This is a genomic window from Nocardia sp. NPDC052316 (assembly GCF_044547795.1).
In the GTDB taxonomy this organism is placed as follows: Bacteria; Actinomycetota; Actinomycetes; order Mycobacteriales; family Mycobacteriaceae; genus Nocardia.
In genome coordinates this window covers 745,416-758,794 of sequence record NZ_JBIUBB010000002.1, presented here as the reverse complement: position 1 = coordinate 758,794, position 13,379 = coordinate 745,416, and the positions used below count along the sequence as shown (strand labels likewise).

At 68.0% G+C, this 13,379-nt stretch carries 10 protein-coding genes; 2 read left to right on the top strand and 8 right to left on the bottom strand.

Annotated features, from left to right (window positions below; genetic code table 11):
- Positions 1 to 201: 201 nt before the first annotated feature.
- Positions 202 to 2,769 (bottom strand): heavy metal translocating P-type ATPase, encoded by a 2,568-nt coding sequence (locus ACIHA7_RS10180; RefSeq protein ID WP_397287714.1) that lies wholly within the window; start codon positions 2,767 to 2,769, stop codon positions 202 to 204.
- Between the two features lie 221 nt (positions 2,770 to 2,990).
- Between ACIHA7_RS10180 and fadD11 the strand changes: the two genes are divergently transcribed.
- Positions 2,991 to 4,805: a fatty acid--CoA ligase FadD11 gene (gene fadD11, locus ACIHA7_RS10175; RefSeq protein WP_397287712.1), complete on the top strand. Its 1,815-nt coding sequence runs from the start codon at positions 2,991 to 2,993 to the stop codon at positions 4,803 to 4,805.
- Between the two features lie 33 nt (positions 4,806 to 4,838).
- Here the strand turns inward: fadD11 and ACIHA7_RS10170 are convergent, their stop codons facing one another.
- From ACIHA7_RS10170 to ACIHA7_RS10140, 7 genes are all read right to left on the bottom strand, one after another.
- Complete coding sequence (locus ACIHA7_RS10170) at positions 4,839 to 5,885, bottom strand: MBL fold metallo-hydrolase (RefSeq protein WP_397287710.1); 1,047 nt, start codon at positions 5,883 to 5,885, stop codon at positions 4,839 to 4,841.
- Positions 5,886 to 6,004: 119 nt separating this feature from the next.
- The gene (locus tag ACIHA7_RS10165) at positions 6,005 to 6,760 is read right to left on the bottom strand and encodes a class I SAM-dependent methyltransferase (RefSeq protein WP_397287708.1); all 756 of its coding nucleotides are present in this window, start codon (positions 6,758 to 6,760) and stop codon (positions 6,005 to 6,007) included.
- A gap of 170 nt (positions 6,761 to 6,930) precedes the next feature.
- Positions 6,931 to 8,169 (bottom strand): cysteine--1-D-myo-inosityl 2-amino-2-deoxy-alpha-D-glucopyranoside ligase, encoded by a 1,239-nt coding sequence (mshC, locus tag ACIHA7_RS10160; protein ID WP_397287706.1) that lies wholly within the window; start codon positions 8,167 to 8,169, stop codon positions 6,931 to 6,933.
- 622 nt (positions 8,170 to 8,791) lie between these two features.
- Positions 8,792 to 9,595, bottom strand: coding sequence for an SCO1664 family protein (locus tag ACIHA7_RS10155; protein WP_397287704.1), 804 nt, complete (start codon positions 9,593 to 9,595; stop codon positions 8,792 to 8,794).
- Positions 9,596 to 9,598: 3 nt separating this feature from the next.
- Positions 9,599 to 10,183 (bottom strand): DUF3090 domain-containing protein, encoded by a 585-nt coding sequence (locus ACIHA7_RS10150; RefSeq protein ID WP_107656761.1) that lies wholly within the window; start codon positions 10,181 to 10,183, stop codon positions 9,599 to 9,601.
- A gap of 79 nt (positions 10,184 to 10,262) precedes the next feature.
- Positions 10,263 to 11,015 (bottom strand): histidine phosphatase family protein, encoded by a 753-nt coding sequence (locus ACIHA7_RS10145; protein ID WP_397287702.1) that lies wholly within the window; start codon positions 11,013 to 11,015, stop codon positions 10,263 to 10,265.
- Positions 11,016 to 11,130: 115 nt separating this feature from the next.
- Entirely contained in the window at positions 11,131 to 12,057 is a 927-nt protein-coding gene (locus ACIHA7_RS10140) for an undecaprenyl-diphosphate phosphatase (protein ID WP_397288709.1), read from the bottom strand.
- A gap of 332 nt (positions 12,058 to 12,389) precedes the next feature.
- Between ACIHA7_RS10140 and ACIHA7_RS10135 the strand changes: the two genes are divergently transcribed.
- Entirely contained in the window at positions 12,390 to 13,361 is a 972-nt protein-coding gene (locus ACIHA7_RS10135; protein ID WP_397287700.1) for an aldo/keto reductase, read from the top strand.
- Positions 13,362 to 13,379 lie beyond the last annotated feature (18 nt).

Here is a 13,379-nt window from a genome sequence, read left to right as displayed (position 1 = left end):
ATGTAGGTCAGTGTCTCAGACATGTACAGGGTGTCTGCGCAGACGTGGCGACCGACCAATCGAGCAACGACCACACGTTGCCAGTGGTCCGTGCACAGCAGCTGACACGTTCAGCTATCGGGTGCGCAGGGCCGGGACCGATCGCGGTGCTCCGGTGCGGCTGGTCAGCCCGCGCCGCTGCCGCGGTCGAATGCCAGCCCCTCAGCGGTGAGTGGGGTGCAGCTCAGTGGTTGCGCGCGCGGGCTCACTCGGGGTACGGCTCGGAAGCCGAAGACGCTTGAGCGACAGCGCATTCAGGGCGACGATAATGCTGGAACCCGACATCGACATGGCGGCGATCTCGGGTCGCAGCGTGAAGCCGAATGCGGGAACGAAAACCCCGGCGGCGATCGGCAGGGCGATGGCGTTGTAACCGACCGCCCAGGCCAGGTTTTGGTGCATCTTGCGCAGCGTGCCCCGCCCGATCCGCAAGGCGGTCGGCACGTCGAGCGGGTCGGAGCGCATCAGGACCAGGTCGGCGGTTTCGATGGCGACATCGGTTCCGGCGCCGATGGCGATACCGAGATCGGCACCGGCCAACGCGGGAGCATCGTTGACTCCGTCGCCGACCATCGCGACTTTGCGTCCATCCCGTTGCAGCTCAGCGATTTTCGCGGCCTTGTCCTTCGGCAGCACCTCTGCGATGACGGTGTCGATGCCGAGGTCGGCGGCGATGCGTTCGGCGGTGGCGCGATTGTCACCGGTCAGCATCACCACCTCGACACCCAAATCGTGCAGCTCGGCGACCGCGGCGGCGGAGGTGTCCCGTGGCGCGTCCGCGAGGGCGATAACAGCACTCGCTGTGCCGTCGATCGCGGCGAGGACCGCGGTGTGCCCCGAGTCGGTCAGCCGGTCACGCTGCGAGGCGAGCGATCCGATGTCGATACCTTCGCGGTCGAACAGGCGGCGATTGCCGACCACTACCCGATGGCCGCCGACCTCGGCGACGGCGCCGTGACCCGGAATGTTCTCGAACTTGCTCGCGTTCTCCGGTGCGACGCCGCGGGTTTCGGCGTGCCGGACGATCGCTGCGGCGAGCGGATGCTCGGATTCACGCTCGACGGCGGCGACCAGGCGCAGCACCTCGTCGGCTGAATATCCTTCGGCCGTAACGATATCGGTGACCTCGGGCTCCCCCTTGGTCAGCGTGCCGGTCTTGTCCAGCACCACCGTTCGGATGCGCGCCGCGGATTCCAGCGCCAACGCGTTCTTGAACAGCACACCACGTTTCGCGCCGAGACCGGTGCCGACCATGATCGCGGTCGGCGTGGCGAGGCCGAGGGCGTCGGGGCAGGTGATCACCACGACGGTGATCGCGAACAGCATCGCCTTGGCGAAAGAGGCACCGACCAGCAGCCACACCGTGAACGTCAACGCGCCGCCGAACAAGGCGACCAGCACCAGCCAGAACGCCGCGCGGTCGGCGAGTTTCTGCCCCGGTGCCTTCGAATTCTGGGCCTGCTGAACCAGTTCCACGATCTGCGCCAGCGCGGTATCCGCTCCGACCTTGGTCGCGCGGACGCGCAACGTGCCGTTGGTGTTCAGCGACGCGCCGATCACCGACGAGCCCGATTCCTTGTGTACCGGCATACTTTCGCCGGTCACCATCGACTCGTCGACCTCGCTGTCGCCCTCCTCGACCACCCCGTCGACGGCGATCTTCGCGCCGGGTCGCACCAGCAGCAGGTCACCGACCACCACCTCGGTGGTCGGGACCTCGACCGGCCCGCCCTCGCGGATCACCTCCGCCTTGGGCGGTGCCAGATCAAGCAGGGCGCGGATGGCCTCGTTGGCCCCGCCGCGCGCCCGCATCTCGAACCAATGACCCAGCAGCACAAAGGTCGCCAGCATCGTCGAGGCCTCATAGAACACCTCACCGCCGCCGGTGAGCGTGATCGCCAGCGAATACAGCCAGCCTGCCCCGATCCCCACCGCGACCAACACCATCATGTCCAACGTGCGCGCACGCAGCGCCGCCACCGCGCCGGTGAAGAAGATCGCCGACGAATAGAAGATCACCGGCAAACTCAACACCAGCGCCCAGATATCCTGCCGCACCCCGAACGGCACCGGCAGATGCAACCCGAACATGTCGGTGGCCATCGGCGACCACAACATCACCAGCACCGAGAACACGGCCGCGACAACGAACCTGTTTCGCATATCGGCGGCCATGTCCGCCATCGACATTCCGGCATGGCCCGCATGGCCGCCGTGCTCGGCATGGTCGCCGCGCTCGGCGCGGTCGCCGCGTTCAGCACGACCACCACGCTCAACATGGTCGCCGTGCTCGGCACGGTCGCCGTGCTCGGCACGCTCGCCACCTTCGCCACGCTCACCACGATCGCCCGCCTGCTGCGCGGCGTCGTGCGGCGTAGCCGCGCCGGAACCGCGCGTGTCCGGTTCGATCATCGGATCGCAGATGTGGGTGGGCACCGAGCGGCCTGCGCAGTGGTAGCCGCAGTCGCGGATCCAGCCGGCCAGTTCGGCGACCGAGGTGCGGGTGGGGTCGTAGGAGATGGTGGCGGTTTGGGCGGTGGGGTTGGCGGCGACGTCGAGCACGCCTGGTCTGCGGCGGAGTACGGCGGTGACGACGTTGGCCTGGCTGGCCCAGCGGACGCCGCGCACGTCGAGGACTGCGGTGCGGCGGTGCGTGTCGTGGTTCACGTAGCTCACTCCTCGTTCACAGAGCTCGGCTCGAGGTCGAGTCGAGGCGTGCGGTACACCCATCCGACCATATACCCCTACCGGGTAGGTGTCTAACGTGAAACGCCGAGTCTTGCACCTGCTGCGGGAGCGCTGATGGAGCTTCCTGACGTCCGGCACTCCCTCAGCGATACCACTCACCGCCGTCACCGGGCCACACCGAAATCGCACGAAACGTCCCCATGCCGGTTCTCGCCATTTACCGTCTCAGAGAGATAGACAGCTGGATCGAACGGGGTTGCACCATGACCGAACCGAACACGTCCTGTGCCGCTTTTCAGCGGGTCGCGGCCATCGATCCCGACGCGGTCGCGGTCCGATCGATCGGCGGCGCGCAAAGTCTGACCTGGCGCGAGTACGCCGCGCAGGTGCGGGAAGTCGCGGCAGGATTGAATGCTCTCGGAATCGGCCGTGGTGACACGGTCGCCTTGATGATGGCCAATCGGGTCGAGTTCTACCCGCTCGAGGTCGGCGCGCAGCACGCCGGCGCCACCTCGTTCTCCGTCTACAACACACTGGTGCCCGAGCAGTTGAATTATGTATTCGGCAATGCGGGTAATCGGGTGGTGATCTGCGAGGCGCAGTACGTGGACCGGATTCGGGCGTGCGGGGTGCCGATCGAGACCATCGTCTGCCTGGACGGCACGCCGGCCGGCACCATCAGCATCGATGAATTGAAGTCATCGGGGCGCAGCGACTTCGATTTCGCGGCCAGTTGGCGGGCGGTCCAACCGGACGACATCGTGACACTGTGCTACACCTCCGGAACCACCGGAAATCCGAAAGGCGTCGAACTCACCCACGCCAATCTGCTGTTCGACGCACACGCTTTCGCCGCGGTCCTGCCCGTCGAATTCGGCGACCGCCAAACCTCTTACCTACCCACCGCGCACATGGCCGACCGCTTCACCGCGCTGTATCTGCAGGAGGTGTTCGGCATCCAGATCACCGTCGTGCCCGACCGCAGCCAACTGCTCGCCGCACTGCTCGATGCAAGGCCGACCATCTGGGGAGCCGTGCCCCGAGTGTGGGAAAAGTTCAAGGCCGCACTGGAATTCGCGGTGGCGAACGAACCCAATGATGCCACCCGCGCGGGCCTGCAGTGGGCGCTCGGCGTCGCCGGACGCAAGGCGCGTGCGGGGCTCACCGGTGAACCGGTCGACGACGCGCTGGCCGCCGAGTGGGCGAAGGCCGACGCCGCCGTCCTGTCCAAGCTGCGCGCGAAACTCGGTCTCGACCAAGTGAAGTGGGCGATGTCGGGCGCCGCACCCATCCCGCCGGAGACGCTGGGCTTCTTCTACGGCCTCGGCATCCCGATCTCCGAAGTGTGGGGCATGTCCGAGGTGACCTGCATCGGCAGCGTCAGCCCGCCCGGCGAAGCCCGGCTCGGCACGGTCGGCAAGCTGCTGCCCGGACTGGAGTCCACCATCGCCGAGGACGGCGAATTCCTGGTCCGCGGCCCGTCGATCATGCGCGCTTACCGCGAAGAACCCGTCAAAACCGCCGAAACCCTCGACGCCGACGGCTGGCTGCACACCGGCGACATCCTGACCCAGGATTCCGATGGCTACCTACGCGTGGTCGACCGCAAGAAAGAACTCATCATCAACTCCGCCGGAAAGAACATGTCCCCGGCCAACATCGAGAACGCCATCAAAGCGGCGACCCCGCTCATCGGCTCCATCGCCACCGTCGGCGACCAGCGGCCGTTCAACACCGCACTCATCGTGATCGACGCCGAAACGGCCGAACCCTATGCCGCCCAACACGATCTACCCGACGCCTCCGCCGCCGCACTCGCCAGCGACCCAGGTGTCATCGCCGAGATCGCCCGCGGGGTAGCAGCGGGCAACACCAAACTGTCTCGGGTAGAACAGATCAAACGCTTCACCGTCCTCCCCACGTTCTGGGAACCCGGCGGCGACGAGATCACCCTCACCATGAAACTCCGCCGCAAACCGATCGCCGCCAAATACGCTCCCGACATCGACCGCCTGTATACCCCGGCCCTACTCCCCGGAGTCCACGAACCCACCGCCCCAGCCGAATCCCCCGCCTAGCCGCTCTTCGCACTTTCCCGCAACCGTTTCCCGTTATAGCGGGAAGGTCAGGCGTTCTGGGCGGATGTAGTCGGCGGGGTCGTAGAGGGAGCGGAGTTCGGGGCGATGAGGGGTGGGGATTCGGGTGAGTTCGTCGCGCAAGGGTGGGTCGTAGGTGGCGGCGCCTGCGGTGATGCCGGGGAGCCAGTTGTCGTGGTGGGTCGGGACGAACAGGGTGGGGGCGATCGCTTCGATGTAGCGGCGGGGGTCGCGCAGGCCGTTGGTGATCTGATTGAAGCCTTGGACGGCACCGATTTGGACGTCGGTGGGCGGCAGGGCGGCGAAGACGTCGAAAACGTTGGGTGCTTTCTCGGTGAGTGGACCGGTGGAGTCGTGCCAGACCAACGAGAAACCGGGGACGCGGAACTGGTAGAGCACGGACCCGCCCTCGGGGTCGTTCAGCCGGGGCACGTTCTGCAAGACACCGGCCAGGGTCGGTGGGTGCTGCACGAGGGCGCAGAGTTCCGGCATCGGGAAGAACGGGGACGAGCCGCCGGGTCGTTCCGGTGCGGTGGGCGCGGAGTGCACGTGCCGGATCGCGGTCACCTCGACGGCGCCGACGGTGAAGTCGTGCCGCTCCCCCGGCGCCGAGTTCGCGTCGCCGAGTGCGACGGTCCGGAACGCCGGATCGCTCACCTGCGCACGAATACTCGCGCCGTGGTCGGCGGTCCCGTAGACCACCGCGCCGGATGCCTGCGCGATCCGCCCCGCGTCACCGGCGTGATCGAAATGCCCGTGCCCGATGAAGATCGCCTCGGGCGCGAGATCGGCCAAATCCTGTGGTGTGGCGGGCACGTACCCGGTGCTGGTGAGCCGGGGCACCCACGCGTCCAGGAGGAAGACCGACCCACCGATGGCCATCGCATACGTGGTGCAACCCACCCACGCCAGCACCACCCGATCGGCGCGCACCGCGCCCGTTGCCGGGTCCACGGTGTCGGTCCCGAAGAATCGCTGCCTGGCAGCCACAGTCTGCGGGGCCGCGGGTTCAGCGGCGGCGGACAACCGCCCGGCCGCGAGCAGCGCCCCCGCTCCGAACACGCCACCCAGCATCGCCCGCCGACCGATCAAGCCCCGCCCAGGAATGTTGCACACCGCAGTACCACATCACGGAACGCCTCCCCCGGCAAGCATTTCAGCGAACCGGTCGGCTGGCCAATTCAGCCCTGCAACGTCGTGGTACAGACCCGAAGGGCGAACACGGCTTCGGCGGGGCCGGTCCGAGGGAAGAACGGACGGATCTCTTCGGTGAGCGCGTGCTGCAGCTCTGGAAGTTTCGCCTCGGAGGTCGCGGCGGCCGTATTGCTTTGACTCACGAGATAAGCCGCTGCCGCCTCGCAGGTCATCGGAGCCCGCCATTCGTGGTCCGAGCTGACGGTGGGGCCGAAGCCTGCTGCGGTGGCGGCGTCGGGATCGAAGTGCGGTCGGCGGCGGACCGAGGGATAGCGGGACATGTACTCGTCCCGCATCCACTCCGCGAACGCGGGTCGGTCCACCAGGCGGCCGTGGAAGTAGTCGCTGTAGACGGCGAGCCCACCGCCGCGTCGCAGCACGCGCGCCAACTCGGCGAGCACCTGCGGCGGGTCGAACCAGTGGAATGCCGCAGCGACAGTGGCCAACTCGGCGACGCCGTCTTTCAGCGGAAGCTGTTCTGCTGTCGCCGTGACGAATTGCGCCCGCGGATGCGGTGCGGCGGCGCGCACCATCGCCACCGACGCATCGCAGGCGACGACCGTTGTTGCCAGGTCGAGCACGGCGCGGGTGGACAGCCCCGTACCGCAGGCGACGTCCACCGCGACACCTACGCGATCGATCGCCAACTGCCGCAAGGCAATCCGCAGCGCCTGCGGATGGTAGTAGAGCCGCCCGCGCACATAACGCTCAGCGATCGCCGCACTGTCGAACGGATTGCCCATCCTGCCGCCCCCTTTTCCGATCCCAGTTCGTGTGGCGTCACAGCTACTGCCTGCGGTCACACCGATCCGTAGGCGCTGAAACCGAACCAAGACGATGCCACACCGCCGACCACCTCGCGCATCTCGCTGCGCTTTACGCGATATACGCGAGGTGACCTGATACGCCGAATCTACAAGCTGACGCCGAGCAGCCCGTCGACAGCCGATTTGATCGACGCCGGCGCGTCGGCGTCCGACCCACCGTAATCCAGCGCTTGACGAGCCCAATTGTCCAGCGCATCCAGCGCTTTCGGCGTATCGAGATCATCGGCCAGATGCTGCCGGACGCGAGCGATGGTGTCGGCGGCCGCGGGTCCCGAGGCGAGGGCGGTCGCGCGACGCCACTGATCCAGGCGAGCCTTCGCCTGCTCGAGGACTGCGTCGGTCCACATCCGATCCTGCCGGTAGTGCCCCGCCAGCAGCCCGAGGCGGATCGCGGCCGGATCCACCCCGCTGCGGCGCAGCGTGGAGACCAGGACGAGATTGCCCTTCGACTTCGACATCTTCTCGCCGTCCAGCCCGATCAGACCGGCGTGCACATAGTGGCGGGCGAAGCGGCGACCCGCGATGAGCGACTCGGCGTGGGCGGCGGAGTACTCGTGGTGCGGGTAGATGAGGTCGCTGCCACCACCCTGGATGTCGAACTCGGCGCCGATGCGGTTGAGCGCGATGGCCGAACACTCGATGTGCCAGCCGGGGCGGCCTGCCCCGAACGGGGCAGGCCAGGACGGCTCACCGGGCCGCTCGGCCCGCCACAGCAGCGCATCGATGGTGTCACGCTTGCCGGGACGGTCGGGGTCGCCACCGCGCTCGGCGAACAGGCGCTCCATGGTGGCGCGGTCGTAGCCGGATTCGTAGCCGAACTGCTCGGTGGCGTCGGCGCGGAAATAGATGTCGGGGAACTCGGCGTCGTCGACGACGTACGCCGCGCCGGAGGCCAGCAGCTTCTGCACGAATTCGACGACCTCGTCGACGGATTCGATGGCGCCGACGTACTCACGCGGCGGCACGATGCGCAGCGCCGACATGTCCTCGCGGAACAGTTCGATCTCGCGGGTGCCCAGATCGCGCCAGTCGATGCCGTCGCGCGCGGCGCGTTCGAACAGTGGGTCGTCGACGTCGGTCACGTTCTGCACGTAGTGCACCTCGTGGCCCGCGTCACGCCACAGTCGGTTGACCAGATCGAAGGTCAGGTAGGTGGCGGCGTGACCGAGATGGGTGGCGTCGTAAGGGGTGATCCCGCAGACGTACATAGTGGCGGTGGCACCGGGTGTCACCGGCCGCACCTGACGGTCGGCGGTGTCGTACAACCGCAACGGTGGCCCTGCTCCGGGGATGGTGGGTAGGGCTGTATCGGACCAGGACTGCATGATTCGAGGGTAAAGGTGTGGTCGAGAGCATCGCTCCCCGCCCCGGTCCAGCGGCCCTTGCGAGCCGCTGACCAGGCGCTCGCGACCTGCATTTTCCAGCAAATCATGGGATGTCAAGGGTTTCGCTCTCGCAGAATCTGCTGTCGGCCGAGCCGCCCTCGGTGTTGCCGGCGAGCCGCTCCCGGTGCTGTCGGCCGAGTCGTTCCCGGCCTCGGCGCGGCACCCCGCGCCATCGAGGCGCCATCGAGTCGACCGCCGACAGTAGCGGCCCGGCCGCACGAGGGCAATGAGGAATTCCGCGCCGATCGACCCGCACTCGGCACGTGGTGCAGTCTTGCCCCGCGGTGCCAGGGGCAGTGGCAAGCTGCGCCGAGCGGCGCCGCCCGCCTGCCTGGTGGCGAGCTCCCGCGATTGGCAGCGAGCCATAGTGAATCCCGCGACCACGCCGAACACCCGAGGGGGCCAGGCCCGAGTTCGGAACGAAACACCGCCCAGCGTTGGCAGCCGGGGGTAGGCGACCACGAATCGCGCTCGGGCCACCCGAGCGAAACCCGCCCATTTCGGCACACAGTGCCGCATCGCACCCAACGCCATTCCCGAACCGTCTCAGCACCAACCAGTTTCAGAACGCCGGCCACGGAATCGGCCGGGACGTCCGGGGTGTCGGCATCACCGGATCATCCACGAGCTCCTGAGTGCGATCGATCAGCGCCTCGATCTCGGCGTCGGTGATGTGCCCGGCGAGCTCATCGGCGATCGAACCGGGTAGCTCCTTGGCGAACGCGGTGATGTCTTCGACGAGCGCGTCACTCAGCGGTTGTCCCGCCCACCCCCACAGCACCGTGCGCAGTTTGTGCTCACTGTGCAAGCAGATCCCGTGGTCGACCCCGTACACCTGCCCGTCCGTGCCCTCCAACGCGTGTCCGCCTTTGCGGTCCGCGTTGTTCAGCAGCACATCCAGCACCGCCATCCGCTGCAGCCGGGGGTCATCGGCGTGGATCAGCGACACCTCGTTGCCCGCGGGGTCCTGCGCCCGCAACACCTCACGGAAGCCCGCGGGCACCGCGCCGGGCGGGCAGAGGTCGACCAGGTCGAGCCGGTCGCCCTGCTCGGTGTGGTTGTCGACCCCGTCGACCCACCGCTGCACCATGCCGATCCCGTACGGGCCGTCGCGCAGGATCGTCTCCGGAATCACACCCCAGCCGAGCGCGGCGGAGATCCGATACGACGCCACCTCCCGGCCCGCGAGGGTGCCGTCGGGAAAGTCCCACAGCGGTCGCTCACCACGCACCGGCTTGTAGACCACCCGGATCGGCGGCGCACCGTCGTCGAGGATGTCGCAGACCACGGTCACGTTACTGGCGGTGCTGATCCGTCCGATCACCGTCAGCTCGCCGCTGTGGAACCGATCCCCGGCCCGCGTCACCGATCACTCCTCTAGCTCGGCGGCGCCGAAGATGTCGCCGCGCTTGTACCCGTTGGTGCGCACGCACATGTGCCCACGCGACGACAGCGGCTCCCCGCACAGCGGACACGGCGGGCGGCCCGCCGCGATCACCCTGGTGGACCGCAGCGCGAACTCCCGCGCCTGAATCGGGGTGAGGAACACGCGCACCGCGTCCGGCCCCTCCTCGGTGTCGTCGAGCACCACCGACTCGTCGACCTCGGTCTCGGTGATGGCCAGTAACTCCACCACCACCGCGTTCGCGTCGGCGTCCCAGCCGAGCCCCATGGTGCCCACCCGGAACTCCGCGTCCACCGGCGTCACCAGCGGCGCGGTATCGCCGATGTCCTCGGCCTGCGGCGGCACCTCGGCGCCGAAGCGACGGGCCACCTCGTCCAACAGCAGACCCATTCGGTCGGCGAGCACCTTCACCTGCTGCTTCTCCAGCAGCACGCTGACGACCCGCGGCTCCTGAACGGCCTGCAGATAGAACGCGCGATCGCCCGGCTCACCGACGGTCCCGGCGACGAAACGATCGGGGGTGCGAAATACATGGATTGCGCGTGACACATGCACCTCCTGATACGTGACCCTGATCGACTACCCACGGCGCTGCGGTACAACGCCAACTATCCGTGTACAAGGAATCTCAGCGCTCCGCATTCCCATTATCCGCACTCCCGGTACCGCCTAGCTCGCCGCCGGGAACGGGACCGGAGGTATCGACCTCGGCGTCGGGCTTGCCGGAGCGGGAATCGGGAACGGGGCGTTGCTGATTCGCCAGCGCGGACAAGTCGGTGCCGGTGTCGTTGAGCCGCCACACGTAGGGCGCGGTGGCGGTATAGCGGACAACACTGATCGACGCGGGTTCCACCACGATGCGCTGGAACCCGTCCAGGTGAATACCCAATGCGTCGGCAAGTACCGATTTGATGACGTCACCGTGGGTGCAGGCCACCCAGAGCGTGTCGTGCCCGTGCTGCTCGGCCAGCGCCCGATCGTGCTCACGCAGCGCGGCGACCGCACGGCTCTGCACCTGCGCCAGCCCCTCACCACCCGGAAACACCGCCCCGGACGCGTGCCGCTGCACCACTTTCCACAGCGGTTCGGCGAGCAGTTCGGCGATCGGGCGCCCCGTCCATTCGCCGTAATCGACCTCGATGAGCCGATCGTCGAACACCGGTTCCAGCCCGAATTTCTCCGCGAGCGGCGCCACCGTTCGCTGACAGCGCAACAGCGGAGAGTGCACGATGCGTTCGATCGGCAGCCCGGCGAGCCGGTCGGCGACGGCCCTGGCTTGCTCCTCGCCGTGCTCGGTGAGCTCGACACCGGTGCTGCGACCGGCCAGCGTGCGGGCGGTGTTCGACGTGGAGACTCCGTGGCGGAGCAGAATCACCGTCATACGGTCAGCCTAGTCATGTCGCCGACGAGCCACCGGGCACCGGCAGTCCCATAAGGGTCAGCTCCAGACCCGTCGCCGCCACCGCACGGCACACCGGCAGCCCCTGCAGACCTGATCACGTGGCCGACACGACACCCGTGGCCAGCAGACCCATCACCGTCAGACCCAGCACGATTCGATAGCCCACGAACCAGTCCAGCGAATGCTTGGCGACGAACTTCAGCAACCACGCCACCGACGCGTACCCGACCACGAACGCGAGCAACGTCGCCACGATCAGCTGCGCTCCGCTCGCATTGAGCCCCTCGCCCGCGGGTTTGAAGGCATCCGGAATGCTGAACAGCCCCGAGGCGGTCACCGCGGGAATCGCCAGCAGGAACGAGAACCGCACGGACGCTTCACGAGTCAGCCCGAGGAACAGACCGGCCGACGACGTGGCGCCCGAGCGCGACACACCAGGGATCAACGCCAGGCACTGCGCGAAACCCATCACCAACCCGTCGCGAGTGGTGAGCTTCTCCAGCGGACGCGCCTTGCGCCCGTAATACTCGGCCGCCGCGATCACCAGTGCGAACGCGATGAGCATGAACGAGATCAGCCACAGGTTGCGCGCCGCGGTGCGGATCACGTCCTTGAACAGGAACCCGAGCACACCGATCGGGATGGTGGCGATGATCACATACCAGCCGATCCGGTAGTCCAGCTCGCGCTGCCGCTCGTCGTCGAAGTAGCGGTCGGCCTGCCCCGCCGTCACCACCGGCAGCCGCGTGGTGACCTGATCGGTGATCGGAACCGTTTCCCGCACCGTGAGCCTGCGCAGCACGGTGGTGAACCAGGCCTGCAGGATCCGCCAGATGTCCTTGGCGAAATACACCAGCACGGCGGCTTCGGTGCCGAGCTGGGTGACGGCGGTGAACGAGGCGCCCGCGTCGTCGCCGAAGAACACCCCCGACACGATCCGCAGATGCGCCGACGACGAGATCGGCAAGAACTCCGTCAATCCCTGCACCAGGCCGAGCACGAGCGCCTGCACCCAGGTCATCGATTCGCCCGTCACGCACTCTCCTGGTGTCTCATGCCGCCTCCATGTGTTCTTGCCCGAAAGAACTGTTCCGCCTGGGCAATTGGTCATCAGATGGGTCGCGCGCGAGTGAGCACCGCCGCAATCCCGCAGCGACAGTACAGTGTCGCGGACGCGGCGGCATGCCCGCACCGCCCTCGCGGAGCGGGTGCACAGGCATCTCTGACCTGCCGCCCAGGCATCGCCGCCGCGGGTTCGCCCGTCCCGCGACGCGCGAGCCACTGTGCGGGTAGGCGTCCGGACGCGCACGCACGCTCTAGGCTTGGCGCCGTGACGATTGCGCGGACACGGTGATGGAACAGCGGACGGTCGGCCGCAGCGGCCTACGGGTGTCCCGGATAGGACTTGCGACCCATACCTGGGGTTCGCATACGGATGCCGACGAGGCATCGGTGCAGTTGGTGGCGTTCGTCGAGGCGGGCGGCACGCTCGTCGACACCTCCCCCGCGTACGCCGGTGGCGGCGCGCAACGGATCCTGGCCGAGTTGCTCGGCGATCTCGTCTCTCGCGACGATCTCGTGCTCAGTGGCTGCGCGGGTATCGCGCCGCGCGTCACGCCCGCCCCCGCGGGACCGGCCGTGCCGGACGCGACCATCCGCACCACCATCGACACCTCCCGGCGCGCGCTGCTGCGCCAGCTCGACCGGACGCTGCTCGAGTTCGGCACCGACCATCTCGACATCTGGAACGTCGCGGTGTGGGACCCGCGCACCCCGCTCGACGAGGTCGCGGCCACCCTCGACCACGCGGTGCGGTCCGGAAAGGTGCGCTATGCGGGCGTGCGCGGATTCAACGCCTGGCAGCTGGCGAGCCTGGCCGCCATCGCCCCGATCAGCGTCGCGCAGACCCCGTACTCGCTGCTGGCCCGCGCCGCGGAGCCCGATTTCGTGCCCGCCGCGCTGCACCACGGCGTCGGTGTGGTGGCCTCGGCGCCGCTCGCGGGCGGCATTCTCACCGGTAAATATCGCGACGGGGTTCCGGCGGATTCGCGCGGCGCGGACGAGGCGACCGCGGCCGATATCCGCAGCAGTCTGGACGAGCGCGCGACCCGGGTGGTCGACGCCTTGGTCACCGCCGCAGATGGTTTGGGTACCTCACCCTTGGCCGTCGCGCTGGCCTGGATCCGGGACCGGCCCGGCGTCGCCAGCATGATCGTCGGCGCCCGCGATATCGGGCAGCTCACCGGTGTGCTCGCCGCCGAGACCCTCGAGCTGCCGCGGGCCATCGCGGCCGCGCTGGACGATGTCAGTGCGCGTACGGAGTGAAAGGTGCGGCACCGCGGT